Origin of the sequence: Bradyrhizobium aeschynomenes (genome assembly GCF_013178945.1) — a bacterium.
In the GTDB taxonomy this organism is placed as follows: domain Bacteria; phylum Pseudomonadota; class Alphaproteobacteria; order Rhizobiales; family Xanthobacteraceae; genus Bradyrhizobium; species Bradyrhizobium aeschynomenes.
In genome coordinates this window covers 653,255-678,522 of sequence record NZ_JABFDM010000003.1, presented here as the reverse complement: position 1 = coordinate 678,522, position 25,268 = coordinate 653,255, and the positions used below count along the sequence as shown (strand labels likewise).

The following is a 25,268-nucleotide window of genomic DNA, read 5'->3' as shown; positions in this document are numbered from 1 at the left end:
CCGGGATCACTGGAACTGCGACTTCTTGTAGTAGCCGCTGTCGACCAGGACCTTCTCCCAGTTGCTCTTGTCGACCACGACCGGCTTGAGCAGATAGGACGGCACGACCTTGACGCCGTTGTTGTAGGTCTTGGTGTCGTTGACCGGGACTTCCTTGCCGGCCAGCGAGGCATCGACCATGTCGGCGGTCACCTTGGCGAGATCGCGGGTGTCCTTGAAGATGGTCGAGTACTGATCGCCGCGCAGCATCGCCTTGATCGACGGCACCTCGGCGTCCTGGCCCGAGATCACCGGCATCGGCTGGTCGGCGCTGCCATAGCCCACGCCCTTCAGCGAGGAGATGATGCCGATCGAGAGACCGTCATAGGGCGACAGCACCGCGTCGACACGCTTCTTGCCGTAGAAGGCGCTCAGCAGGTTGTCCATGCGGGCCTGGGCGGTGGCGCCGTCCCAGCGCAGGGTCGCGACCTTGTCCATGCCCTTCTGGCCGGAACCGATCACGAGCTTGCCGGAGTCGAGGTAGGGCTGCAGCACCGACATCGCGCCGTTGTAGAAGAAGTAGGCGTTGTTGTCGTCCGGCGAGCCGCCGAACAGCTCGATGTTGAACGGACCCTTGCCGTCCTTCAGGCCGAGCTTGTCGACGATCGACTGCGCCTGCAGCACGCCGACCTGGAAGTTGTCGAAGGTCGCGTAATAGTCGAGGTTCGGCGTGTCGCGGATCAGGCGGTCATAGGCGATCACGGTGATGCCCTTGGCCTTGGCCTGCTTCAGCACGTCCGACAGCGTGGTGCCGTCGATCGCGGCGATGACCAGCACCTTGGCGCCCTTGGTCACCATGTTCTCGATCTGCGAGAGCTGGTTCGGGATGTCGTCCTCGGCATATTGCAGGTCGGTGGCGTAGCCGCGCTCCTTCAGCACCTTCACGATGTTGTTGCCGTCGTCGATCCAGCGCGCGGACGACTTGGTCGGCATCGCGATGCCAACGGTCCCCTTGCTCTGGGCCATGGCGGCGCTCGACAGCGCCAGGGCGCCGAGGCCGGCCAGTGCGGCGGCCATGATGGTCTTGAAATTCAGCATGCTTCACTCCCTCTTGGATTTTCGAATTTCGACAAGACTAGGCGATTGCGTATCTTGATACCAGTTAGCTGTTAGGCTGAACGACGCTTGACTGAATGTTCCTCCTCTCAGATCGACAGCACGACGTCGGGCTCGGCGCGACCGCGGGCGCCGACGTCGAGCAGAAACGTCTGGCCATGGCCGGGGTCGGCCGCCTTGGCCGCGGAGTCCATGTCCTGCCAGGCCGAGGTGACCAGCAGGCGTGACAGATCGGGGCCGACGAAAGCGGGACAACTCGCTTGGCTGGCCGGAACTGCGATGCAGTGCAGATGCTCGCCTTGCGGGCTATAGACGTCGACACAACCACCGCCCCAGCGCGCGTTCCAGATGCGGCCCTCGGCATCGACGACGGCGCCGTCGAGGCCGCCAACGCCGGTATGGCGCAGCAGCACCTCCGGCTCGCCGCGCGGCAGGCCGGTGTGCGGATCGAGCGCGACGCGGTAGAGCACGTTCTCGTCGGTATCGGCGAAATAGCCAGTCGCGCCGTCGGCCGAGAAGCAGATCGCGTTGGGGATGGTGACGTTCGGGAACAGGCGGACGACCTCGCCCCGATGCAGCGCGTAGATCGCGCCCAGCCCGCGCTCGGCCTTGCGGCCCATGGTGCCGATCCAGAACGTGCCGGAGGGATGCACGCGCGAGTCGTTCGACCGCGTCGCCGGATTGTCGGCTTCGAGCGGCCGATACAGCGCCAGCGCGCCGTCGGCGATGCTGCGGATGTAGAGTCCGTCCTCGGCGACGATCAGTTGCCGCTGGGCATCGATGCGGCCGAGCGCGCTCGCCATCTTTCCCAGAACATGACGGCGAACCTCGCCGCTGGCGATGCTGGCTTCGAACAGCAGGCCTTCGCGGATATCGAACCACCAGGCGGTGTCGGTCGCCGGATCATAGGTCGGCCCTTCGCCGAGATGACAATGCTCGGCGCAGAGCACCGTCGTCGGCACCTTCTCCATCATCATGCGGACGCTCCCGTGGTCGAGAAGCGATAGATGGTCTCGTGCTTGTAGACCTCGTCAGGCGCGAGACGCGCGCTCGGAAAATCCGGGCGGTTCGGCGTATCCGGCCAGACCTGCGGCTCCAGGCAGAGCGCGTCGGACTGCCGGAACACCCTGCCCTTCCCGCTGACGGTCGCATCGATGTAGTTGCCGGAATAGACCTGGAGGCCGGGCTGATCGGTGTGCAGCTCCATGACGCGGCCCGAGCGCGGCGACTCCAGCCGGGCTGCGAGGCGCACGCCGTCGCCGCCACGCAGACAGAAATTGTGGTCATAGCCACGGCCGCATTTGATCTGCGCATCGTCGGCGCGGATGCGCGCGCCGATCGCCTGCGCGTCGCGGAAATCGAACGGCGTGGCGGCGACGTCGTGCGGCGGCCCGGGCAGCGGGACCGCGGTCTCGTCGATCGCGAGATAGTGGTCTGCCGCGAGCGTGAGACGATGATCGAGAATGCCGGTGCCGGCCGCGAGGCCATCGAGATTGAAGAAGCTGTGGTTGGTCAGATTGACGATCGTGGTGCGCGTCGTCCGCGCCGCGAAGGTCACCGACAATTCCATCGGGCCGGTCAGCTGATAGGTGACGCGGACGTCGAGCCGCCCCGGGTAGTTCGCCTCGCCGTCCGGGCTGACGTAGAGCAACGTCACCGAGGGTTGTTCGCCGTCCTCGGTGGCAACGATCTGCCAGAGCTTGCGGTCGAAGCCATCGGGCCCGCCATGCAGCGCGTGTGCGCCGTCATTGGCCTCCAGGCGCACGTCGTCGCCGTCGAGCGTGAAGCGCGCGCCGGCGATGCGGTTGGCGTAACGGCCGACGGTGGCGCCGAAGAACTTCCGGAGCTTGACGTAGCTCAGCAGGTCGTCATGGCCGAGCACGACATCGTCGACGGCGCCATGTGCATCCGGCACCAGCAGCGCCTGCAACGCGGCGCCGAAGGTGATGATCCGCGCCTCGAAGCCGTCGGCGCCACGCAAGGTGACGCGCTCGACCTCGCGGCCGTCAGGCAGGCTGCCAAACACATCCCTGGTGATCCGCGTCTCTGCCATGGCTTTAATCCTCGAACGGCTCGACGATGGTGCGGCGGCCGAGCAGAAAGGAATCGGCCACCAGCCGCAGCGGCGCGAGATCGACGTCGCTGGCGCCAGTCTTGGTCAGCTCGACGAAGCGACGATAGAGGCCGGGATATTCCCGCTCCTTCTCGTCGATCATCACCTGATCATCCGCCGTCATCCGCGCGCCGCCCAGCGACAGCTTAAGCTGTCCGGCATCGGTCTCGATGCGGATGTCCCAGCTCTGCGGCCCGGTCTGGCGGAAATCGAACTCGGCCGCGATCGGCAGGTCGCTCGCCGTGGACATCGAGAGATTGGCTGCGATCGGCGCCTGGCAGTTCGACGGGAACGACAGCTCGGCCTCGGTGACGAACACCGGCTCGGGCAGGATGCGCGTCAGGATCGACAGCGCGTTGATACCGGGATCGAACACGCCGAGACCGCCCGGCTCCCAGATCCAGGCCTGACCGGGATGCCAGACGCGGACGTCCTCCTTCCAGTCGATGCGGACGCTGCGGATCTGGCGCGACGCCAGCCACTCCCGCGCCGGCTCGACGGCGGGCGCGTAGCGCGAGTGCCAGGTGGCGAACAGTGTGCGCTGTTTGGCCGCCGCGAGCGCGATGAGCGGATCGAGCTCGGTGACGGCGGCGCCCGGCGGCTTTTCCAGCATGACATGCTTGCCGGCGTCGAGCGCAGCAAGCGCCTGCGCGCTGCGCACCTGCGGCGGCGTGCACAGCGAGACCGCATCGATCTCCGGCCCGTCGCGCAGCAGCTCCTCGATCGAGCCGAAATGCGGCAGGCCGGGCAGCGAGGCGTTGCGGCTCGCCACGGCGGTCAGGGTCACGCCGTCGGTGGCGGCGATCGCCGGCACGTGCTGATCCCTAGCGATCTTGCCGAAACCGACGATGGCGACACGAAGCTCGCTCATGGCTCAGCGTCCCCAGCGCAGCACGAGCGGGTCGAGCCGGCGCGCGATCTCGATCAGGCCCTTTTGCGTCGCCGGATGGATCGGCGGCTGGGGGCTTCGCAGGGTGTCGTGCTTGATCACGCCACCCTCCTTCATCAGGATCTTGCAGGTCGCAAGGCCGCACTGCCGGTTCTCGTAGTTGATCAGCGGCAGCCAGCGCTCATAGGCGGCAGCCGCAGCGTCGCGATCTCCCGCGAAATACGGATCGATGATCTTTCTGATGCCGTCGGGATAACCGCCGCCGGTCATCGCGCCGGTGGCGCCGGCATCGAGATCGGCCATCAGGGTGATCGCCTCCTCGCCGTCCCACGGACCTTCGATGGCCTCGCCGCCTGCCTCGATCAGCGCGCGCAGCTTGTCGGCGGCGCGCGGCACCTCGATCTTGAAGTAAGCGAGGTTCTCGATCTCCTTGGCCATGCGCGCCAGCAGCGGCACCGACAGCGGCGTGCCTGCGACCGGCGCGTCCTGCACCATGATCGGAATCGAGATCGCATCCGACACGCCGCGATAGAACTCGTAGATCGAGCTGTCGGGGACGCGGAAGGTCGCACCGTGATAGGGCGGCATCACCATGACCATCGCGGCACCCTTGTCCTGCGCGCGGCGCGAGCGCTCGGCGCAGACGAAGGTCGAGAAATGCGTGGTCGTGACGATCACCGGCACGCGACCCGCGACATGCTCCAGCACCGTGGTCATGACCAGATCGCGCTCGTCGTCGGTCAGCACGAACTGCTCGGAGAAATTGGCGAGGATGCAGATGCCGTGCGAGCCGGCATCGATCATGAAGTCGATCGCGCGCTTCTGGCCCTCGAGGTCGAGGCGGCCATCGGCGTCGAAGATGGTCGGCGCGACCGGGAAGACGCCCTTGTAGAGCTTTTTGGCGGAAGCGGTCATGGGGCCCTCTTAGTGATTGTCACGCGGCACCGGCGACCCGGTGCGGCCGACCAGGAAGTCGAAATCCACGCCGCGATCGGCCTGCAGCACGTGGTCGATGTAGAGCTTCTGATAGCCGCGATCCGCATGCGGCTTCGGCGGCGTCCAAGCGGCGCGGCGCGCGGCCAGCTCCTCGTCGCTGACATGCAGATGCAGCCTGCGGCCGGGAACGTCGAGCGTGATCATGTCACCGTTCTTGACCAGCGCCAGCGGTCCGCCGACGGTGGCTTCGGGCGCGACATGCAGCACCACCGTGCCGTAGGCGGTGCCGGACATGCGCGCATCCGAGATGCGGATCATGTCGCGGACGCCCTGGCGCAGCACCTTTGCCGGCAGCGGCATGTTGCCGACCTCGGCCATGCCCGGATAACCCTTCGGGCCGCAGTTCTTGAGGACCATGATGCAGGACGCGTCGATGTCGAGATTGTCGTCGTCAACAGCGTCGTGCATCTCCTCGACGCTCTCGAACACGACCGCGCGCCCGGTGTGGTTCATCAGCTCCGGCGAGGCCGCCGACGGCTTGATGACCGCGCCGTTCGGTGCGAGGTTGCCATTGAGGATCGCGATGCCGGCTTCGGTCTTAAACGGGGTCTCGAACGGCGTGATCACCTCGGCATTGTAGTTCGGCGCCTCGGCGACGTTGTCCCACAGCGTCTTGCCGTTGACGGTGCGTGCGTCCTTGTGCAGCAGGCCGCGCTCACCGAGCGCGCGCAGCACCGCCGGCAGGCCGCCCGCGTAGTAGAAATCCTCCATCAGGAAGCGGCCCGACGGCATCAGGTCGACAAGGCAATGCACGTCGCGGCACAGCCGGTCGAAATCCTCGAGCGAGAGCTCGACGCCAACACGGCCGGCGATGGCGAGCAGATGCACCACGGCATTGGTCGAGCCGCCGATCGCGGCCAGGGTGCGGATCGCGTTCTCGAACGCCTGGCGCGTCAGGATATCCGACGGCTTGAGGTCCTCGTTGACCATCTCGACGATGCGCCGCCCGGCCATGCGGGCCAGCAGATTGCGGCGCGCGTCGGCGGCGGGGATCGCGGCGTTCTCCGGCAGGCCGATGCCGAGCGCCTCGACCATCGAAGCCATCGTCGAAGCCGTGCCCATGGTCATGCAGCTGCCGGCGGAGCGGTTCATTCCCGCTTCGGCCTCGTGGAATTCCTTCAAGGTGATCTCGCCGGCCCGCAGCTGCTCGCTCATCGAGATGATGTTGGTGCCGGAGCCGATGATCTGGCCGCGATAGACGCCGCGCAGCTGCGGGCCGCCGGACACGCCGATCGCCGGCAGGTCGGCCGAGGCCGCACCCATCAGGAGCGCCGGGGTGGTCTTGTCGCAGCCCATCAGCAGCACCACGCCGTCGAGCGGATGCGCGCGGATCGCTTCCTCGACGTCCATCGAGGCGAGGTTGCGGAACAGCATCGCTGTGGGGCGCATCGTCACCTCGCCGAGCGAGGAGACCGGGAATTCGAGCGGATAGCCGCCGGCATCGAGCACGCCCTGGCGGACGTGCTCGGCAATGACGCGGAAATGCGCGTTGCAGGGCGTCAGCTCCGACCAGGTGTTGCAGATGCCGATGACTGGACGGCCTTCGAAGCGGTCCTGCGGCGTGCCGCTGTTCTTCAGGAATGAGCGATAATAGAAGCCCATCTTGTCCTGGCGGCCGAACCACGCCTGGCTGCGCAGCTGCTTGTCTGATTTGTCGTTGCTCATTCCTGGTCCGTTCGTGCAGCCGATTGCGCATGACGCCGCCGGCCGTTGTAGATGACTTCGATCATGGCTTCCGAGGCGCCCTCGGGATTGCCGTCGGCGATCGCATCGATGATGCGTTGGTGCCAGACCAGCACGGTGTCGCGATCGGCGGTCTCGACCGGAGCGCTCAGCACGAAGGAGGCGCGCAGCGCCGCTTCGATGACCGCGCCGATCGAGCGCATGAAGGGATTGCCCGACGCATTGGCGATCGCGATGTGCAGGGCGAGATCGGCGTCGGCGAAGGCGACCGAGGTCGACGGCTCGCGCTCCATCTGCGCCATCGCGGTGCGCATGGCGGCGACGTCGTCCTCGCTGCGGCGTTCGGCCGCGAGCGCTGCCGCGCGCGGCTCGATCGCCAGCCGGATCTCGGCGAGATCGGCGAGGAAGCGCTTGTCGATGCCGGCGTCGAGATGCCACGCCAGCACGTCCGGATCGAACATGTTCCAGGCGGAGCGCTCGCGCACGACGGTGCCGACGCGCGCCTTGGTCGAGAGCAGACCCTTGGCGACCAGAGTCTTGACGCTCTCGCGCAGTACCGGCCTGGAGACTCCAAACGTCGCCGTCAGTTCGGCATCGCCCGGCAGCCGCGTGCCCTCGCTGAGCCGCCCCGAGATGATGTCGATGCCGATGCTGCGGGCGACCTCGGCGTGGTTGGAATGCGCCCGGCGGGTCGGAATCGAGACGAGATGCGACGACGTCATGTCAGCGCACCCGCTGGCTTGACTTCAGGAGACTTGGCCCCAGCCAGCTTGGCGCCGGCCGGTTTGAGCGATGAACGGCGCGCGAGCGCCATCAGACCTTGCTGCAGCGCAATGAAGACGAACAACAGAACCCCCGTGGCGATCTTGGTCCACCAACTCGACAGCGTGCCGTCGAAGTTGATGTAGGTCTGGATCATGCCCTGGATCAGGACGCCAAGGAAGGTGCCGATGACGGAGCCCTGCCCGCCCGTCAACAAGGTTCCGCCGATCACGACAGCCGCGATGGTGTCGAGTTCGACTCCGACCGCCGACAGCGAATAACCGGCCGCCGTATAGAAGGAGAAGACGATGCCGGCGAGGCCCGCGAGCACGCTGGACAGCATATAGATGCGGATCGTCATCGGCCCGACCGGGATGCCCATCAGCGCCGTCGCAGCACGGCTGCCGCCAAGCGCATAGACGTTGGCGCCGAACCGCGTCAGGTGCAGCAAAAGCGCGCAGAGCACCAGGATCACGAGCATCGCAATCGCTATCGCGGTCAGCCGCCCGCCGCCCGGCAGCCTTATCGCAAAATCCGAAACGGCGCTGTAGATCGGCGTGGTGATCGGAATCGACTCGGTCGACAGCAGGAAGCTGACGCCGCGCGCCAAAAACATGCCAGCGAGCGTCACGATGAAGGGCGGCAGCTCGAACACATGGATGACGGTGCCCATCGCGGCGCCGAACAGCGCGCACAGCACGAGCACCATCGCGAAGGCGGCGAGCGGCGGAATCCCCCAGCGCTCGATCGCGAGCGCCGTGAACACCGTGGTGAAGCCGATCACCGAGCCCACCGAGAGGTCGATGCCGCCGGAGATGATGACGAAGGTCATGCCGGCCGCGACGATGCCGAGGAAGGCGTTGTCGGTGAGCAGATTGGCAACGACGCGGGTCGAGGCGATGTTGGGGAATTGCAGCGCGCACAGCGCGAAGCCGGCAACGAGCACGAAGGCGGTGATCGCAACCGAGGTCGAGGCCTTCATCACTTCGTCCTCCGCCAGCGCGCGGTGAAGCGCGAGAGATCGCCGAGCCGCGGCGACTGCGCCAGCAGCACGGCCAGCACGACGACGGCCTTCACCAGCAGATTGAGCTCCGGCGGATAGCCCGACAGCAGAATGCCGGTGTTCATGGCCTGGATGATCAGCGCGCCGGCCACCGCGAGCACAAGGCTGAAGCGCCCGCCGAATAGCGAGGTGCCGCCGATCACGACCGCGAGGATCGCGTCGAGCTCGAGCCAAAGACCGGCGTTGTTGGCATCCGCGCCCATGATGTCGGCCGCAGCGATGACGCCGGCCAGCGCGGCGCAGAGCCCGCACCAGACATAGACCGACAGGATCATGGCGCGGGTGCCGACGCCCGACAGCTCGCTGGCGCGGGCGTTGCCGCCGGTCGCCTCGATCAGAAGCCCGAGCGCGGTGCCGCGCACGACAGCCGCCGTCACCAGCAGCATCCCCAAGGCGATCACGACCGGGGTCGGCAGGCCGAGCACCGCGCCGTTGCCCATCCACACGAGATCGGGCGAGGTGAAGGTGACGATGCGGCCCTCGGTGATCAGCTGCGCAATGCCGCGGCCCGCGACCATCAGGATCAGCGTCGCGACGATCGGCTGGATCCGCAGCACGGCGACGAGGATGCCGTTCCACAGCCCGCAGGCCAGGCCCACGGCGAGCGCCGACGCGATGACCACCGGCAACGAATGCGTATCGGCGAGGCTCGCGGCGGTGGCGCCAGCGATCGCCATGACCGCGCCAACCGAGAGATCGATGCCGCCGGTGGCGATCACCAGCACCATGCCGAGCGACAGCAGCGCCACCGGCGTGCCGCGGTTGAGCACGTCGATGACGCTGCCGAAGAGACGGCCGTCCTGCAGATGCAGGTTGAAGAACTGCGGCGAGACCAGACGATCGATCATCAGGATGATGATCAGTGCCAGCGCCTGTGCCATGCCGCGGCGGGGGATGCGGAGCGTCATGATGCGGCCTCGTGCGCCGGCGCGGTATCCGCAGCAATCGCCGCGAGGATGCTGGACACCTCGACGGCGTCGCCCTTCAGCTCCTCGACATGGGCGCGGTCGCGCAGCACGACCACGCGGTTCGAGTAGGTCACGATCTCGTCGAGCTCGGAGGAAATCACCAGCAGCGCCAACCCCTGCTCGCACAGCTCGCGGACGAGACGGATGATTTCGGCATGTGCGCCGACGTCGATGCCGCGCGTGGGCTCGTCGAGTACCAGCAGCTTCGGCGATGTCGCCAGCCAGCGCGCGAGCAGCGCCTTCTGCTGATTGCCGCCGGACAACAGCCCGATCGGCCGCTCCGGGTCCGGCGGGCGGATGTCGAGCATGCGGATGTAGCGCATCGCGATCTCGTCCTGCTCGCGCCGCGACAGCGGACGATGCAGCCCACGCCGCGCCTGCAGCGCCAGCACGATGTTCTCGCGCACGGTGAGATCGGCGACGATGCCCTCGGTCTTGCGCTCCTCCGGGCAGTAGCCGAAGCCGAATCCTGCGCCATCGCGGGGCGAATTCAGCCTGATCGCCTTGCCGCCGATCTTGGCTTCGCCGCTGTCGGCGCGCTCGGCGCCGAACACCAGCCGCGCCGTCTCGGTCCGACCCGATCCGAGCAGGCCGGCGAGCCCGACGACTTCCCCGCGGCGCAGCTCGAGGTCGAACGGCGCGACATAGCCCTGCTTGCCGAAACCCTTGAAGCTGACGCAGACTTCGCGCGCCGTGTCGGGCTGGCTCGCCGCGCGCTCATGCGTGGTCTCGGCAAGCTCACGGCCCAGCATCATTCTGATCAGATCGATCCGCGGCAGGTCGGCGATGTCGCGCGCGCCGATCAGCCGGCCGTTGCGCAGCACGGTGACGCGGTCGCAGATCTCGTAGACCTGATCGAGAAAATGGCTCACGAAGACGATACCGATGCCGCGCTCAGCTAGCTTGCGCATCACGCTGAAGAGGATCTCGACCTCGTGGCGATCGAGGCTCGCGGTCGGCTCGTCGAGAATGAGGACGCGCGCCGACAGATCGACCGCGCGCGCGATGGCCGTAATGTGCTGGACCGCAACCGAGTAGCTCGAAAGCGGCGCGCCGACATCGATGTCGAGACCGTAGTCGAACAGCAGCGCACGCGCGCGCCGCTTCATCTCGCCCTCACGGACGACGCCGAAACGCGTCGGCTGGCGGCCGAGAAACAGATTCTGCGCCACCGACAGATTCGGCAACAGGTTCACTTCCTGATAGACGGTGGCAATGCCCGCATCGACGGCGTCCTTGGCGGAGCGCGGTGCGATCTCGCGGCCGGCGAGCCGCACCGTCCCCGCATCACGCGCGAACACGCCGGTGACCACCTTGATCAGGGTCGACTTGCCGGCACCGTTTTCGCCGAGCAGCGCGTGGATCTCGCCCTCACCCAGCGTGAAGTCGACGCCATCGAGCGCTTTCAGCGTACCGAAGCTCTTCGACAGGCCGCGGATGTCCAGGAGCGAGGGACGCGTCGCCGGCGGAGCTGAAGGATCAGACATGACGAACTACACGAGTTACCCGGCCAATATCCAGAAAGCTGACGTCCGCAAGAGGTGCGGGCGTCAGCGATCCATCTCTGTCGTCCCGGCGAAAGCCGGGACCCATAACGCGGATGGGTTGATTGAGGCACTTGGCCAATACCGTGGGCCTCATCAGAGCCGGTGGTTATGGGTCCTGGCTCCAGGTGCGCAATTGCGCACTAGGCCAGGACGACGGCATTCATCGGACTCTCAGGCTCAGTAGCCCAGGCCCTTCTTGCTGTCGTAGACCTTCATCGGCTCGTCGGCCGACGTGTAGAGCTTCGACTCGGTCTGGATCCACTTCGGCGGCACCGTGCCCTTCTCCTTGAAGGCCACGATCGCATCGAAGGCCGGGCCGGCCATGTTCGGCGTCAGCTCGACGGTCGCATTGGCCTCTCCGGCGGCGATCGCCTTGAAGATATCCGGCACCGCGTCGATCGAGACGGTCAGGATGTCCTTGCCCGGCTTCAGGCCGGCTTCCTTCATCGCCTGGATCGCGCCGACCATCATGTCGTCGTTGTGGGCGTAGACGGCGCAGATCGACTTGCCGCCGTTCTCGGCCTTGATGAAGCTCTCCATCACTTCCTTGCCCTTGGCGCGGGTGAACTCGCCGGTCTGGCTGCGCACGACCTTCAGGTTGGCATTCTTGGCGACGACGGAGTCGAAGCCCTTCTTGCGGTTGGTGGCGACGCTGGCGCCGACGGTGCCCTGCAGCTCGACGACGTTGCAGTCCTTGCCGCCGACGGTCTTGGCGAGCCACTCGCCGGCGACCGCGCCTTCATGCACGCTGTCGGAGGTGACGGCGGTCAGATAGAGGTCCTTGCCCGCGGGATCGATGTCGCGGTCGAGCAGCACGACCGGGATCTTGGCTTCCTTGGCTTCCTTCAGCACGGCGTCCCAGCCCGAGGCCACGACCGGCGCGAGAAAGATGGCGTCCACGCCCTGCGCGATGAAGGAGCGGATCGCCTTGATCTGGTTTTCCTGCTTCTGCTGCGCGTCGGCGATCTTCAGGTTGATCTTGCGCTTGCTGGCTTCCGACTTCGAGACCGAGGTCTCGGCGGCGCGCCACCCGGATTCGGATCCGATCTGCGAAAAGCCGACGGTCAGCTCAGCGGCACTGGCGGAGGTGGCAAGCAGCAGGGCGGCCGTTGCCGAGGCCGCAAAGAGGGCTTTCAGGGTCATCAGACGTTCTCTCCCACAAAGTATCTGTTCTCGGTACGACCGCTCACAGCGGTGCTTCGCACCGTTATCGTCAGCCTCCGGTGGCTGACGGCTCCGTTATTCCACGGAACCTCCGACCTGACTAGTCATATTATTTTACTGTAATACTTTTTGAGGGAGCTGTGTACAGGGTTTGCTGGCTCATGCGAGTGCGCTGCAGCAAGTCGGCTGCAGGCCTCACATCGATTGGAGTTGGTGAAGACCTCAGCGCAGCGTCGTCGCCTCGCGGGCGCGCTGCTCGATGGTGGCCCAAGCGCCCGCCTTGATGTCGGACGCAGGCCCCACCCAGGAGCCGCCGATGGCGACCACCTTCTTGTGCGCAAGCCATTGCGCGGCATTGCCGGCATTGATGCCGCCGGTCGGACAGAAGCGCACGTTCGGGAACGGCCCGGCCAGCGCATCGAGCGCCGCGAGTCCGCCGGCCGGGACCGCGGGGAAGAACTTCACCAGCTCATAGCCGCGCGTCACGCAGGCGATCAGGTCCGATGGCGTCTGGATGCCCGGCGCGAACGGCAGCTCGCCGGCGTTTGCGGCGTCCAGCAGCTCGATTGAGAAGCCCGGACTGATCGCGAAGGCGGCGCCGAGCCTGGCGGCGCGCTCGTAGTCCGCCGGCGTCAGCACCGTGCCGATGCCGACCCTCGCCTCCGGCACCTCGCTGATGATCGCGCGCGCCGCATCGAAGCCCGCCTGCGTGCGCAAGGTGATCTCGATGACACGCAGGCCGCCGCTGACGAGCGCGCGCGCCAGCGGCACGGCCTGTGCGGCGTCGTCGATCGTGATCACCGGGATCACCGGTGCCAGCGCAAACACCGCATCGAGCTTCGCGCGCTTGTCCGAACTGCTCATTACGCCTCGCTCAACGTCAGAATGTCCCGCGGCATCGCATTCGCCGGGATTACCGCGCCCGGCGCCATGATCACGGCGCCGGCCAACCGGTGGCCGACCAACGCCGCCTTGCGCGGCGCTGCGCCCTTGATCCGCGCGGCCAGATAACCCGCATTGAAGGAATCTCCGGCCGCCGTGGTGTCGATCGGCTGCAACACCGCCGGCGGCGCGATGTCGACCAGCACGCCATCGGCATGGATCAAGCAGCCGCGCGGTCCACGCTTGATGACGACCTCGGCCACGCCGGCATCCCTGAAGCGGCGCAGGCAGACCGAGGCATCGGCGTCGCCGAACAGCATCTGCTCGTCCTCGAGCGTCGGCAGCGCGATGTCGACCAGCGGCAGGATGGCGCGAAACGCGCGCTGCGCCACCTCGCGACTGGCCCAGCCGCGCGGCCGGTAGTTGCCGTCGAACACCACGCGGGCGCCGCGCTTGCGCGCCACCGTCAGCAACTCGCGCAGCTTGGCCTTGCCGGTCTCGCCATACAGCGACAGACTGATCCCGGAGAGATAGATCACCTCGAAGCGCGAGAGCCGGTCGAGCATGGCGGGATCGGCGCGATCGAACAGCTCGCGGGCCGGCGCGCGGTCGCGCCAATACAGGAAACTGCGCTCCCCCCGGGCATCGCGCTCGATCATGTAGAGGCCGGGCACGCGGCCCTCGACGCGAAGCACCTCCGACGTGTCGATGCTCTCGGCCTGCCAGGCCGACAGCATCATCTCGCTCAAGGGATCGTCGCCGAGGGCCGTGACGTAGGAGGTGGGCACGCCGAGACGCGACAGATAGAGCGCCGTGTTGAGCGTGTCGCCGCCGAAGCCGCGCCTGAACAGGCTGCCGTCCTCCTGCGCGAACTCCACCATGCACTCTCCGATGCAGGCGACTCTCATCGGCATAATCCGTTCGTCAAAACGTCAAATGAACCTTCATCGCGCGGCTTCGATCGCTGGCGAGCTCGAAGGCGGAAATTGCCTCCTGGAACGGCAGCGTGGCTGAGATCAGCGGCTTCACGTCGAGCAGACCCTCGCCCATCAGCCGCACCGCCAGATCGAATTCACGGTCGAACCGGAAGGTGCCGCGCAATTGCAGCTCCTTCGTGACCAGCGTGTTGAGCGGCAACGTCATTTCGCCGCCGAGCCCCAGCTGGACGATGACCCCGCCCGGCCTCATCACATCGAGCGCCGCGCGCAGCGCGGCCTGGTTGCCGGAGGCCTCGAACAGCACGTCGAACGTGCCCTTGCCGGCGCGCCAGGGATCGAGCGCGGCTGGATCAGCAGCGACGTTGAACGCATCGCTTGCGCCGAGCTTGCGGGCCACCGCGAGCGGCGCCTCGGCGACATCGGTGGCGACGATCTCGGCCGCGCCGCCATAACGCGCAACGAGGATGGACAGCGCGCCGATCGGGCCGCAGCCGGTCACCAGCACGCGCTTGCCGAGCAGGGAGCCGGCCTGATGCGCGGCATGCAGGCACACCGACAGCGGCTCGGCCATCGCCGCCTCGCCTGATGACAGCGACGGTGCGATCGGCACCGCCTGCGAGGCATCGACGGTGACGAATTCGCGGAAGCCGCCCTGCACGTGCGGATCGCGCATCGCGCTGCCCATGAAGCGCATGTCCAGGCACTGGTTGCGCAGTCCCTCGCGGCAATACGAACACGTGCCGCACGGCAGGCTCGGATTCACGGCGACGCGGGTGCCTTCGGACAGTCCGGTCACGCCGGCGCCGACCGCGGCGACCACGCCGGCGATCTCATGGCCGAGCGCCATCGGCTGCTTGATCCGCACCGTGCCGAAGCCGCCATGGTGGTAATAATGCAGGTCCGAGCCGCAGATGCCGCCAGCCTCGATCTTCACCCGAACCTGCCCCGCGTCAGGCGCCGGATCGGGGAAGCTGTCGATGCGCAGATCCTTGGGCGCGTGAATCACGACGGCACGCATGGGCCGGTTCTCCCTGTCTCGTCTTATCCGCCGATCCTAGATCACGACAGGATCAGGCCGGCAAGCGGTTGATGGCGGCAACCGCGGTCATGACGCCGCGGATCTCGGCGAGGCCTTTCAGCCGCCCGACTAGCGGATAGCCCGGATGAGTGCCGCGGCCGATGTCGTCGGCCAGCTCATGGCCGTGATCGGGCCGGAACGGTATGCGCCAATCCGGCTCGCCCTCCGCCTTGCGGCGCGCCTGCTCCTTGAGCAGCGTCGTGACCACGTTAACCATGTCGACATCGCCGCGCAGATGCTCCGCCTCCATGAACGAACCGTCCAGCATCTTGGTCACGTTGCGCAGATGCACGAAGCGGATATGCGGGGCGAAGCGCTCGGCCAGCGCCGGAACGTTGTTCTGGCCGCCTGCCCCGAGCGCGCCGGTGCAGAAGGTGATCCCGTTGGCGTTCGAGGGCGCGGCATCGACGATGAACTGGAGATCGTCGGCCGACGACACCACGCGCGGCAGGCCGAACAGATCCCGGGGCGGATCGTCCGGGTGCACGCACAGGCTGACGCCGCACTCCTCGGCCGTGGGCACCACCTCGCGCAGGAAGCGCGCGTAGTTGGCGCGCAGCTCGGCATGGCCGATGCCGCGATATTTGTCGAGCATGCAGCGCAGGCCGGGCACGTCGTAGCGGTCGTAGGCGCCGGGCAGGCCGGCCATGATGGTCGCGAGCAGCCGGTCCTTGTCGGATTCCGAAGCCTGCGCCGCCCAGGCCTTGGCGCGGTCGAGCACGTCTGCAGAGAAATCGGCCTCCGCGCCGGGGCGCTGCAAAATGTAGCAGTCGAACGCCGCGAGGCGATCCATGTCGAAGCGCAGCGCCGTCGCACCTCCCGGCAGGCGATGTGCAAGCTCGGTGCGGGTCCAGTCCAGCACGGGCATGAAATTGTAGCAGACGGTGGTGATGCCGCAGGCGGCGAGGTTGCGCAGCGACTGCCGGTAATTGTCGAACAGCTCGGTGAGATCGCCCTCACCGAGCTTGATCGCTTCCGACACCGGCAGACTCTCGACCACGCTCCAGCGCAGCCGCAGCGATGAATCGCCTTCGATCAGGCCGATGCGCTTGATGATCTCGTCGGTGCTCCACACCACGCCATAGGGAATGTGATGCAGCGCCGTCACGATCCCGGTCGCGCCGGTCTGGCGCACCTGCGGCAGGGTGATGGGATCGTCAGGCCCGAACCAGCGCCATGTCTGTTGCATGTCATTCCCCCCGCCCCGAGGCCGCCTGCCTGTCGCATGCCGCCCATGGCCTATCGATCTCACGGCTTTGCGTCATGAAATTGGCTGACGCCCGCGAGGTCTGCAAGAGACGCCTCAAGCCTCGATCCGACCTGGACTGCCGGCCGCGACCCTCATCCTGCCAGGTGCATGGCTGCGAGGCGGATTGAGATCGGAGAGCTGAACTACACGTTCGGCAGCAGCTTGCCCGGGTTCATCAGCCCGTGGGGATCAAGCGTGCGCTTGAGTTGACGCATCAGCTCGAGCTCGAGTGGCGGCTTGCACAGCGGCATCTCGGAGGTGCGGAGTTGGCCGATGCCGTGTTCGGCGCTGATCGAGCCGCGGCGGCAGGTGATCTCGTCGTGGACGAGGCGGGTGATGCGCGGGCCCTGCTCGTAGAACTCGGCTTCGGTCATGGCGAGCGGCCGCATCAGGTTGTAGTGCAGATTGCCATCACCGAGATGGCCGAACACCATGGGGCGGATGCCGGGCAGCGCCGCACCGACCGCGGCGTCCATCACGTCGACGAACTCGGCGATCTCGGCGACGGGCACCGCGATGTCGTGCTTCAGCGCCTTGCCCTCGCGCACCAGCGCTTCAGACACGCTCTCGCGCACGCGCCAGAACGCCTTGGTCTGGGTGCCGTCCTGCGCGACGGCAGCGTCGGACGCGAGCCCCTGCGCCATCGCATCGGTCAGCGTGTCTTCGAGGCGCGCCGTCAGCGCGGCTTCGTCGCCGATATCGCTGAGCTCGATCAGCACGGCCGCATCCGGCAGTGCGCCGAAGGGCAGTCGCGTATCCGGCATCTGGCGCAGGATCATCTCCAGCGTCGCCGCGGTCAGGAATTCGAACGCCGTCAGGCGGTCACCGCACTGCGCGCGCGACAGTTGCAAGAGCTTCAGTGCCGCGGCCGCATCGGCGACCGCGACGAAGGCAGTGGCGCGGGCGGCCGGCTGCGGAAACAGTTTCAGCACCGCGCCGGTGATGATGCCGAGCGTGCCTTCCGAGCCGATGAAGAGATCACGCAACGCGTAGCCGGTGTTGTCCTTGCGCAAGGCGCGCAGGCCGTCCCAGATGCGGCCATCCGGCAGCACCACTTCGAGACCAAGCGTCAGCTCGCGCATCACGCCATAGCGCAGCACAGCGACGCCGCCGGCATTGGCCGCGAGATTGCCGCCCACGGTGCAGCTGCCTTCGGAGCCCAGACTCAGCGGAAACAGCAGGCCGGCCTCGCGCGCGGCATCCTGCACTTTCGCCAGCACGACGCCGGCATCGACCACGATGGTCTGACCGATCGGATCGACCGCGCGGATGCGGTTCAGGCGCGACAGCGACAGCACGATCGCATGGCTGCTGGCATCCGGCGTCGCGCCGCCGGACAGGCTGGTGTGGCCGCCTTGCGGTACCACGGCGACGCGCGCCTCGGCGCAGGCCGCCATCACGGCCGCGACCTCCGCCGTCGATCCGGGCCGCACCACGGCGATGGCAGTGCCGTGATATTTGCCGAGCCAGTCGCGCAGATAGGTCGCCTGATCCTCGGGCGCAACGAGGACATGCGCGGCCCCAACGGCGTTCTGCAGCCTTTCGATCAGCTCCGTCATGATCAGCGATCTAGTTCCCTGATGTTTCGCGACGGCCGCAAACTAACAGCGCGGCCGCGCGCGGCCCCAATACCAAGTTGTCCGGCGTCCATAATCGATTGTTATGGGTGGCGAGGGCCGGGCCTCATGGTTCGAGACGCGCCGCAGGCGGCGCTCCTCACCATGAAGAGTTGGACTCTTACGGCAAAAACCGGCCTCGTCCTGAGGAGCCCGCCGAAGGCGGGCGTCTCGAAGGACGGCAGGGCGGCACGCTCATTTACACAGGACAAGCCTGAAGCGCCACCGGCGGGGCGATGTGCGGGACCGCGTCGACCAGCTCGCGGGTGTAATCGGTCTGCGGATTGGCGAACAGCGCCCGGCTCTCGCCCTGCTCGACGATGGCGCCGGTGCGCAGCACGATGGTGCGGTCGCACATCATGCGCACGACGTTGAGATCGTGGCTGACGAACAGGAAGGCGAGATTGTCCTCCCGCCGGAGCTTGTTGAGAAGCTGCAGCACCACCGCCTGCACGGAGACGTCGAGCGCCGCGGTCGGCTCGTCCAGCACCAGCAGCCGCGGCTTGCAGGCGATCGCGCGGGCGATGCCGACGCGCGCCTTCTGGCCGCCGGAGAGCTGATGCGGGAAGCGCGACAGCAGCTCGCGCGGCAGGCCAACGCGCTCGGCGCATTCCTCGACCCGCCGGCGCATCTTGTCGCCCGAGCGCATGTTCATCAGCCGGAACAACGGATGCGCGATGCAGTCGAACGCCGTGTAGCGCGGATTGAGGCTGTCGTTCGGATCCTGGAAGACGATCTGGATGTCCTTGCGCAGCTCCGATCGATGGAAGTCACGCGCGGGGATCTGGCCGATCGCCTGGCCGTCGAACAGGATTTCGCCTTCGCTGGCATCGATCAGCCGACAGATCATGCGCGAGGTCGTGCTCTTGCCCGAGCCGCTCTCGCCGACCAGGCCGACGCTCTCGCCGCCGCGCATCGTCATCGAGAAATCGGCGACGCCGATGGTGCCGTCGTCGAAGCGCTTGACGATGTTCTTGACGTCGAGCAGCAGCGGCGTGCCGTGCGGCGGAGGCGGCAGTTCGGTCACCTCGACCAGCGGAATCCCGTCGCCATCGGGCACGAGGTCCTCGATGCGCGAGGTCGCCGTCGGCGATGCTGCGACCAGCCGCTTGGTGTAGGGGTGCTGCGGCCGGTGGAACAAGGTCAGCGGCGCCGCCTCCTCGACCAGCCGGCCCTGCTCCATCACCACCACGCGCGCGCAATAGCGCGCGGCCAGGCCCAGGTCATGGGTGATCAGGATCGTCGCCATGCCGCGCTCGGCGGCGATGTGGGCGAGCAGGTCCATCACAACCTTCTGCGTGGTGACGTCGAGGCCGGTGGTCGGCTCGTCGGCGATCAGCAGTTGCGGGCTGCACGAGATCGCGATCGCGATCATCACCCGCTGGCACATGCCGCCGGAGAGTTCGTGCGGATAGGCCGACATGCGCCGCTCGGGATCGCGGATCTGCACGGCCTTCAGGAGTTGCAGCGCCTCGGCCAGCGCCTCTTGCCGCGACAGCCGCCGATGCGCGAGGATCGCATCCGCGATCTGCTGGCCGACGGTACGGATCGGATTCAGCGCGGCACGCGGGTTCTGGAAGATCATCGACATCGCCGCGCCGTGCAGGCTGCGCAAATCGGCTCCACCGGCGCGCGTGATGTCCTGGCCCTTGAAGCGGATCCGGCCGTCGGTGATGCGGCCGGCCTTGTCGAGCAGATGAGTGACGGCAAAACCGGTCACCGACTTGCCGGAGCCGCTCTCGCCAACGAGACCCAGCATCTCGCCCGGTGCCAGCGACAACGACACGCCCCGCACCGCCTCGACGAGGCCGCGGCGGGTCGAGAAGGTGACCTTGAGGTTCTCAACCTCGAGCAACGCCTTGGTGCTATCAGATCCGGTCATGTGCGCATCCTCGGATCGAGGATGTCACGCAGACCATCGCCGAGCAGGTTGAAGCACAGCACCGCGCTCATCAGTGCGAGGCCTGGGAACGCCACCAGCCACCACCGCCCGGTGGAGATGAAGCGCGCGCCCTCGGCGACCATGATGCCCCATTCCGGCGTCGGCGGCTTGACGCCGAGACCGATGAAGGAAAGTCCGGCAGCATTGAGAATCGCCCAGCCGAGATTGAGCGACATCTGCACCGCCATCGCCGGCAGCACGTTCGGCAGCAGGAAGCGCAGCACCACGGCGACATGGCTCTCGCCGCAGGCCCGCGCGGCCTCGACCCAGCCGAGGTTGCGGCGGATGTTCACCTCGGCGCGCGCAAAGCGGATATAGAACGGCAGATTGATGATCGCGGTCGCGATCACGATGTTCTCGACGCGGTTGCCGAGCGCCGCAACCATGGCCATCGCCAGCACGAACAGCGGGAACGCCATCAGCACGTCGACGAAGCGGCCGACGGCCTTGTCGAGCCGCCCCCCGGCATAGCCGCAGAGCGCGCCGATCACGGAGCCGATCGCGAACGACACCGCGACCGCGGTCACGGCGATGGTGAGATCGAGCCGGCTTGCCACGACGAGGCGGCTGAGCACGTCACGGCCGAGCTGGTCGGTGCCGAACCAGTGCGCCGCGCTCGGCGGCTGCAAGGCGGCCGGCACGTCGGAGGCAATGGGATCGTAGGGCGCGAGCCACGGCGCCAAGATCGCCATCAGCGCCAGCAGAACGGCGCCGCCGGCTGCGATCGCCGTGACTGGGTTGCCGCGCAGCACGAAGGCGGTGTGGCGCAGGGTCGATGAGGTCTCGATCGTGGTCATGCTCATGCCACCGTCGCGCGGGGATCGGCGATGCCGTAGAGCAGATCGACCAGCAGATTGACGATCACGAAGATCGTCGCCATCAGCAGCACGAAGCCCTGCACCGGCGCGTAGTCGGAGACCAGCAGCGCATCGAGCGCGTAGGACGCAACACCCGGCCAGGAGAACACCTTTTCGACCAGAACGTTGGCGCCGAGCATGGTCGAGAACACGATGCCGGCGATGGTGATCACCGGCAGAATCGCGTTCCTCAAGGCATAGGTGACGACGATGCGCCACCACGACAGCCCGACCGAGCGCGCGGTGCGGACGAAATCACTGCCGAGCGACACCAGCATCGAGGCGCGGGTGATGCGCGCCAGCGGCGCGATCACGAACAGCGCCATCGTGAAGGCCGGCAGCATCAGCTGCCGTGCCGCCGCCGACCAGCCCTCGAAATCGCCGGCGAGCAGGAAGTCGATGATCAGGAAGCTGGTGCGCTGCGGCGGCATCGTGGTGAAGATGTCGATACGCCCGGTGGGATCCGGCGCGAAGCCGAGCAGATAATAGAACACGTAGATCAACAACAGTCCGGAGACGAAGGTCGGCACGCAGACGCCGAGCGAGCAGAACAGCCGCACGCCGTGATCGACCAGCGATCCAGGTCGGAGCGCGGCGATGACGCCGAGCGGCACGGCCGAGACCAGCGCGATCAGCAGCGCCGTCAAGGTCAGCTCCAGCGAGGCCGGCAGGCGCTCCCTGAGATCCTTGGCGACGGCCTGCCCCGTCATCATCGAGCGGCCGAGATTGCCGCGGCCGACATCGGCGAGATAGATTACGAGCTGGTTCGGTAGCGGCTTGTCGAGCCCGAGCTGCCGGCGGATGACCTCGATCTCCTCCTTGCCGGCGTTCGGGCCGGAGGCGAAGAACACGGCCGGGTCCCCCGGCAGCACGCGCATCAGCAGGAAGGTGAAAACCAGGACGCCGAACAGCGCCGGCAGCGACGAGACGAAGCGTCGTCCCGCCCGCAGCAGAGTCGCGCCGATCGTGTTCATGTCTCCTGGTTCTCCTCACTCGATCAATTGTCGATTGAATCGCAGCGCCCGCCGCGATCCAAACTTCTCACCACACCGATCCCGTCGTGCTTTGTTACTCCGTCATGCCCGGGCTCGTCCCGGGCATCCACGTCCTTCCAAGCGTGCCGAACCGCGTGGATGGCCGGGACAAGCCCGGCCATGACGATCCGGAGCAGAGCCAGTCGCCTTACTTCCGGCTCAGGTTACGATAATCGACCTGCCGCGTGAACTGGTAGACGTAGCCGTCCACCGTCGGCTGCATCACCGCGTCCTGCGCCGCCTGCCAGATCGGGATCTGGAACATCTGGTCGAAATGGATGGCGTTGAGCGCCTTGCCCTGCGCCTCGTACTTCGCCTTGTCGGCCTCGAAACGCGCTTCCTGCGCGATCTTCTCCAGCTCGGCATTGTCGGTGGACGAGTAGTTCCAGCGCTGCTTGCCGGTGTAGAAGTTGCGGTAGAAATAGTCGGTCGACGGCAGCCAGGCCACGATGCCCTCGATGAAGAACGGCAGCTTCTTCTCGTTGATCGCCGTCGACATCTGGGCATCCGGCAGCTTCTGGATGTCGACCTTGATGCCGATCTTGGCCAACGACTCCTTCACCAGCGCCGCCATCGGCTCGGCGGTCGCCGCTTGACCGACGTTAAAGCTGAACGTCGTGGAGAACCCGTCCGGCATGCCGGCGTCCTTCAGGTACGACTTCGCCTTCTCCAGATCGAGCTTGATCGGCTGCGGGATCGGATAACCGCCGCTCGGCGGCTTGCCGTCGGCCCAGGTCGCGCCGTAGAGCGGCGCGCCGCGGCCGAACAAGGCGGCCTTGAACATGTCGTCGTACGGCAGCGCATAGGCAATGGCGCGGCGCACATTGACGTTGTCGAACGGCGGAATGGTGTTGTTCATCGAGATGAAGGTCACCGCATTGTATTGCGGCGTCGAGATCACCTTCAGCTTGCCCTTGCCTTCGAGCGACTGCACGTCGCTGGCCTGCAGGTCGATCACGAGATCGGCGTCGCCGCGCTCGACGAGGTTGGCGCGCGTCGCCGGCTCCGGCACCGACTGGATGATCAGCCGCTTGAACGCTGCCGGCTTGTCCGGCGTACCGCGGTTCCAGGCCTCGTTGCGCTTGGCGATCACCTGCTCGCCGGGCTTGAACGTCTCGACGATGTAGGCGCCGCTGCCGGCCGCATTCTCCTTGGTCCAGTTCAGCGCCCACGGATCGTCAGCGGTCGCATGCGACTTGGCGAGCTTGGAGTTGATGATGATCGGGTAGACGGTCGCCAGATTCGGCAGCGCCAGCTTGTCCGGCTTCGGCAAGGTGACTTCGAAGGTCAGGGGATCGATGACCTTGAACTGATCGGGCGACGTCAGCGAGCCCGTCAGCAGCTGCGCCTTGCCGAGGATCGGCGCGCTGACGCAGCGGTCGAGCGACCATTTGACGTCCTCGGCCGTGACCGGCGAGCCGTCCTGGAACTTGGCGTCGGGGCGCAGCTTGAAGGTGATCTTCAAGCCGTCGGCGCTGACCGCATAGGATTCGGCGAGCTCGCCGGTGATCGTGTCGAGATCGAACACCCACTTACCATTGAGCTGCTTGCGGCCGAACGACACCAGCCGGTCGTAGCTCGACATCGACAGCGCGAAGGCTTCGCGCGTCGAGCCCGGAATATTCGGATCGAGCGTGTTGACCGTGGCGCCGGTGACATAACGCAACGTCTCCGCGCGGCTCTGCGCATGCGCCGAAGGCGCTGCCAGTGTCACCGCGAGCAATGCGGCCGCCGCAAACAACGAACGTTTGGACATTTCGAAACTCATCGCCCCTGTTCCCTCATTGGTCTCAAAATCCGGGACTAAAAACACCTGCCGGCTCATCTGATGCACGCGCAGCAGCAAATCACGTGCCACGGCGCACCTCGGCCTGTCTCACATCATAGGCCTGGAAGTTGGCCCAATGCTTGTCGATATCGGCGGTGAACAGCCCGCGCGTCAGGCCGTGCACGAGCTTCGGCACCGCGGTCGTCATCGCGTTGATAGATGATCCCGATGCGCCGAAGCTCATCGTCGAGGCAATGGCGAACACATGGATGTCGCGGATCCACGGCGTCTCGCCGGGAGTCCGTTCGCACAGCGCGTAGTCGTCGGCCAGGTAGGGAAATGCGCCGAGCCGGTCGTTGCGCTCGCCTGGATCGGGCGTGTAGCGGTCACACCAGCGTGCGATGTTGGCGGCGAAGCGCTGCAGCTCCGGCCGCTTGGTGAAATCCATCGCAATGCCGGTCGCGCTGATGACGAAGTCGGCCGTGACCTCGCCTTGCGGCGTCTTCAGCACGACTCCATCGGGCGTGTCGCGCGCGGCCGACACGGCGGCGCTCTCATGCAGCCGGAAGGCGGAATGAACGGCACAGCGGTCATAGGTATGCTGCGGAAAGCCTTCGCGCAGTTCGAGCACGGCGCGCATGAAACGCCAGCGCCAGGCATCGTCGAGCTCGGAGAAGTGCCGCAGGAAGCCGCGGAACGTCAGCCAGCGATAGGGCTGGATGAGCTGGATTTCCGCGCGACGGCACAACAGATCGACGCGCGCCGCGCCTGCTTCGAGTGCGACGGCCGCGTTGTCGAAGGCGGAGGCGCCGGCGCCGACGACAGCGACGCGGCGGCCGCGCAAGCTCTCGAAGTCGATCTCGGCACCGGAATGGGCGCAACGCGTCGCCGGCAAATGGCGCAGCGGTTCCGGAATGCTCCAGTCGCCCATGCCCTCCTGGCCGGTCGCGAGCACGATCTTGCGCGCGTAGAGCGTGGTCTCGCCGTCCTTGCTGCGCACTGTCGCCTTGAGCAGTCCATCAGCGGCCGGCGCGATGTCGACGACCTCGCAGCCGTTGCGCACGGGAAGGTCGAGCACCTCGCGATACCAGGCAAGATAGTCTGCCCAATATTCGCGCGGGATCAGGTTAAGATCGCGCCAGCTCGTTTCGCCGAACTTCGCTTCGTGCCACGCCTGATAGGTGAGGCAGGGAATGTCGAGATCGGGTCCGGTGAAATCCTTCGGGCTGCGCAAGGTCGGCATGCGCGCATAGGTGAGCCACGGTCCTTCGCGCCCTTCCTCGGCCTTGTCGAGCACGAGAATGTTGCTGACGCGGGAGCGCAGCAAAGCGAACGCGGTCGCAAGACCCGATTGACCGCCGCCGACGATCAGCACATCGAAGGCCGCCCGGCCATCGGCGCCACTGACAGGCGTCAGCCATGGCATGGTGGGATGGGCGATCTTGGCAAGATCGCTGCGAACCTGGGCCGTCAGCCTGGCGAGACCGTCGCTCATGCTGGCCACCGGATGAAACACGCGTCATCGCGGTCGACACGCTTGCTGTCGCTCACGCTCTCTCCATCAGTCATGTCACCCGGCCGGTGAAGCTTAGCAAAGCGGGCCCTGAGCCTTCCATACCGATTT

21 protein-coding genes are annotated in these 25,268 nt (G+C 66.6%); all 21 read right to left on the bottom strand.

Annotated elements, in window-relative coordinates:
- Positions 1-6 precede the first annotated feature (6 nt).
- The 21 genes from chvE to HL666_RS12055 all read right to left on the bottom strand — a co-directional run bounded on the left by chvE (position 7) and on the right by HL666_RS12055 (position 25,139).
- Complete coding sequence (gene chvE, locus HL666_RS12155) at positions 7-1,077, bottom strand: multiple monosaccharide ABC transporter substrate-binding protein (protein WP_172112189.1); 1,071 nt, start codon at positions 1,075-1,077, stop codon at positions 7-9.
- A gap of 107 nt (positions 1,078-1,184) precedes the next feature.
- A complete protein-coding gene (locus tag HL666_RS12150; protein ID WP_172181782.1) occupies positions 1,185-2,066 on the bottom strand; it encodes an SMP-30/gluconolactonase/LRE family protein in 882 nt (293 codons plus the stop codon).
- Between the two features lie 2 nt (positions 2,067-2,068).
- Positions 2,069-3,148 carry an aldose epimerase family protein gene (locus HL666_RS12145; protein ID WP_172181613.1) on the bottom strand — a complete coding sequence of 360 codons (1,080 nt, stop codon included), beginning with the start codon at positions 3,146-3,148 and terminating at the stop codon, positions 2,069-2,071.
- Positions 3,149-3,152: 4 nt separating this feature from the next.
- Entirely contained in the window at positions 3,153-4,079 is a 927-nt protein-coding gene (locus HL666_RS12140; protein WP_172181611.1) for a Gfo/Idh/MocA family protein, read from the bottom strand.
- 3 nt (positions 4,080-4,082) lie between these two features.
- On the bottom strand, positions 4,083-5,012 hold the full coding sequence (locus HL666_RS12135; protein ID WP_172133503.1) for a dihydrodipicolinate synthase family protein: 930 nt from the start codon (positions 5,010-5,012) through the stop codon (positions 4,083-4,085).
- 9 nt (positions 5,013-5,021) lie between these two features.
- Complete coding sequence (locus HL666_RS12130) at positions 5,022-6,758, bottom strand: IlvD/Edd family dehydratase (RefSeq protein ID WP_172181609.1); 1,737 nt, start codon at positions 6,756-6,758, stop codon at positions 5,022-5,024.
- Complete coding sequence (locus HL666_RS12125) at positions 6,755-7,498, bottom strand: FadR/GntR family transcriptional regulator (protein ID WP_172181607.1); 744 nt, start codon at positions 7,496-7,498, stop codon at positions 6,755-6,757. Before HL666_RS12125 ends, HL666_RS12130 begins: the two co-directional genes overlap by 4 nt.
- Positions 7,495-8,520: a galactofuranose ABC transporter, permease protein YjfF gene (gene yjfF / locus HL666_RS12120; protein WP_172112195.1), complete on the bottom strand. Its 1,026-nt coding sequence runs from the start codon at positions 8,518-8,520 to the stop codon at positions 7,495-7,497. Before yjfF ends, HL666_RS12125 begins: the two co-directional genes overlap by 4 nt.
- The gene (locus HL666_RS12115; RefSeq protein WP_172181605.1) at positions 8,520-9,509 is read right to left on the bottom strand and encodes an ABC transporter permease; all 990 of its coding nucleotides are present in this window, start codon (positions 9,507-9,509) and stop codon (positions 8,520-8,522) included. Before HL666_RS12115 ends, yjfF begins: the two co-directional genes overlap by 1 nt.
- The gene (locus HL666_RS12110; protein ID WP_172181603.1) at positions 9,506-11,056 is read right to left on the bottom strand and encodes a sugar ABC transporter ATP-binding protein; all 1,551 of its coding nucleotides are present in this window, start codon (positions 11,054-11,056) and stop codon (positions 9,506-9,508) included. Before HL666_RS12110 ends, HL666_RS12115 begins: the two co-directional genes overlap by 4 nt.
- 237 nt (positions 11,057-11,293) lie before the next feature.
- A complete protein-coding gene (gene ytfQ, locus HL666_RS12105) occupies positions 11,294-12,259 on the bottom strand; it encodes a galactofuranose ABC transporter, galactofuranose-binding protein YtfQ (protein ID WP_172133499.1) in 966 nt (321 codons plus the stop codon).
- A 243-nt stretch (positions 12,260-12,502) separates the two neighbouring features.
- A complete protein-coding gene (gene eda, locus HL666_RS12100) occupies positions 12,503-13,144 on the bottom strand; it encodes a bifunctional 4-hydroxy-2-oxoglutarate aldolase/2-dehydro-3-deoxy-phosphogluconate aldolase (RefSeq protein ID WP_172181602.1) in 642 nt (213 codons plus the stop codon).
- Entirely contained in the window at positions 13,144-14,070 is a 927-nt protein-coding gene (locus tag HL666_RS12095) for a sugar kinase (RefSeq protein ID WP_210265606.1), read from the bottom strand. Before HL666_RS12095 ends, eda begins: the two co-directional genes overlap by 1 nt.
- A gap of 16 nt (positions 14,071-14,086) precedes the next feature.
- A complete protein-coding gene (locus tag HL666_RS12090; RefSeq protein WP_172181600.1) occupies positions 14,087-15,118 on the bottom strand; it encodes an L-idonate 5-dehydrogenase in 1,032 nt (343 codons plus the stop codon).
- Positions 15,119-15,170: 52 nt separating this feature from the next.
- Positions 15,171-16,367 carry a mannonate dehydratase gene (gene uxuA, locus HL666_RS12085; RefSeq protein WP_172181598.1) on the bottom strand — a complete coding sequence of 399 codons (1,197 nt, stop codon included), beginning with the start codon at positions 16,365-16,367 and terminating at the stop codon, positions 15,171-15,173.
- Positions 16,368-16,570: 203 nt separating this feature from the next.
- Entirely contained in the window at positions 16,571-17,986 is a 1,416-nt protein-coding gene (locus tag HL666_RS12080) for an FAD-binding oxidoreductase (protein WP_172181597.1), read from the bottom strand.
- A 256-nt stretch (positions 17,987-18,242) separates the two neighbouring features.
- Complete coding sequence (nikE, locus tag HL666_RS12075) at positions 18,243-19,925, bottom strand: nickel ABC transporter ATP-binding protein NikE (RefSeq protein ID WP_172181595.1); 1,683 nt, start codon at positions 19,923-19,925, stop codon at positions 18,243-18,245.
- Positions 19,922-20,782, bottom strand: coding sequence for an ABC transporter permease (locus HL666_RS12070; RefSeq protein WP_172112500.1), 861 nt, complete (start codon positions 20,780-20,782; stop codon positions 19,922-19,924). The genes nikE and HL666_RS12070 overlap by 4 nt, the downstream gene beginning before the upstream one ends.
- A 2-nt stretch (positions 20,783-20,784) precedes the next feature.
- A complete protein-coding gene (locus HL666_RS12065; RefSeq protein WP_172112205.1) occupies positions 20,785-21,816 on the bottom strand; it encodes an ABC transporter permease in 1,032 nt (343 codons plus the stop codon).
- A 208-nt stretch (positions 21,817-22,024) separates the two neighbouring features.
- Positions 22,025-23,644 carry an ABC transporter substrate-binding protein gene (locus HL666_RS12060; RefSeq protein ID WP_172181594.1) on the bottom strand — a complete coding sequence of 540 codons (1,620 nt, stop codon included), beginning with the start codon at positions 23,642-23,644 and terminating at the stop codon, positions 22,025-22,027.
- A 79-nt stretch (positions 23,645-23,723) separates the two neighbouring features.
- Entirely contained in the window at positions 23,724-25,139 is a 1,416-nt protein-coding gene (locus HL666_RS12055) for an NAD(P)-binding domain-containing protein (protein ID WP_172181592.1), read from the bottom strand.
- Between the last annotated feature and the right edge of the window lie 129 nt (positions 25,140-25,268).

What these genes read in the sequence shown, in the direction of transcription:
- chvE (WP_172112189.1), bottom strand. Translation starts at nt 1,077, where the DNA reads ATGCTGAATTTCAAGACCATCATGGCCGCCGCACTGGCCGGCCTCGGC.
- HL666_RS12150 (WP_172181782.1), bottom strand. Translation starts at nt 2,066, where the DNA reads ATGGAGAAGGTGCCGACGACGGTGCTCTGCGCCGAGCATTGTCATCTC.
- HL666_RS12145 (WP_172181613.1), bottom strand. Translation starts at nt 3,148, where the DNA reads ATGGCAGAGACGCGGATCACCAGGGATGTGTTTGGCAGCCTGCCTGAC.
- HL666_RS12140 (WP_172181611.1), bottom strand. Translation starts at nt 4,079, where the DNA reads ATGAGCGAGCTTCGTGTCGCCATCGTCGGTTTCGGCAAGATCGCTAGG.
- HL666_RS12135 (WP_172133503.1), bottom strand. Translation starts at nt 5,012, where the DNA reads ATGACCGCTTCCGCCAAAAAGCTCTACAAGGGCGTCTTCCCGGTCGCG.
- HL666_RS12130 (WP_172181609.1), bottom strand. Translation starts at nt 6,758, where the DNA reads ATGAGCAACGACAAATCAGACAAGCAGCTGCGCAGCCAGGCGTGGTTC.
- HL666_RS12125 (WP_172181607.1), bottom strand. Translation starts at nt 7,498, where the DNA reads ATGACGTCGTCGCATCTCGTCTCGATTCCGACCCGCCGGGCGCATTCC.
- yjfF (WP_172112195.1), bottom strand. Translation starts at nt 8,520, where the DNA reads ATGAAGGCCTCGACCTCGGTTGCGATCACCGCCTTCGTGCTCGTTGCC.
- HL666_RS12115 (WP_172181605.1), bottom strand. Translation starts at nt 9,509, where the DNA reads ATGACGCTCCGCATCCCCCGCCGCGGCATGGCACAGGCGCTGGCACTG.
- HL666_RS12110 (WP_172181603.1), bottom strand. Translation starts at nt 11,056, where the DNA reads ATGTCTGATCCTTCAGCTCCGCCGGCGACGCGTCCCTCGCTCCTGGAC.
- ytfQ (WP_172133499.1), bottom strand. Translation starts at nt 12,259, where the DNA reads ATGACCCTGAAAGCCCTCTTTGCGGCCTCGGCAACGGCCGCCCTGCTG.
- eda (WP_172181602.1), bottom strand. Translation starts at nt 13,144, where the DNA reads ATGAGCAGTTCGGACAAGCGCGCGAAGCTCGATGCGGTGTTTGCGCTG.
- HL666_RS12095 (WP_210265606.1), bottom strand. Translation starts at nt 14,070, where the DNA reads ATGAGAGTCGCCTGCATCGGAGAGTGCATGGTGGAGTTCGCGCAGGAG.
- HL666_RS12090 (WP_172181600.1), bottom strand. Translation starts at nt 15,118, where the DNA reads ATGCGTGCCGTCGTGATTCACGCGCCCAAGGATCTGCGCATCGACAGC.
- uxuA (WP_172181598.1), bottom strand. Translation starts at nt 16,367, where the DNA reads ATGCAACAGACATGGCGCTGGTTCGGGCCTGACGATCCCATCACCCTG.
- HL666_RS12080 (WP_172181597.1), bottom strand. Translation starts at nt 17,986, where the DNA reads ATGACGGAGCTGATCGAAAGGCTGCAGAACGCCGTTGGGGCCGCGCAT.
- nikE (WP_172181595.1), bottom strand. Translation starts at nt 19,925, where the DNA reads ATGACCGGATCTGATAGCACCAAGGCGTTGCTCGAGGTTGAGAACCTC.
- HL666_RS12070 (WP_172112500.1), bottom strand. Translation starts at nt 20,782, where the DNA reads ATGACCACGATCGAGACCTCATCGACCCTGCGCCACACCGCCTTCGTG.
- HL666_RS12065 (WP_172112205.1), bottom strand. Translation starts at nt 21,816, where the DNA reads ATGAACACGATCGGCGCGACTCTGCTGCGGGCGGGACGACGCTTCGTC.
- HL666_RS12060 (WP_172181594.1), bottom strand. Translation starts at nt 23,644, where the DNA reads ATGAGTTTCGAAATGTCCAAACGTTCGTTGTTTGCGGCGGCCGCATTG.
- HL666_RS12055 (WP_172181592.1), bottom strand. Translation starts at nt 25,139, where the DNA reads ATGAGCGACGGTCTCGCCAGGCTGACGGCCCAGGTTCGCAGCGATCTT.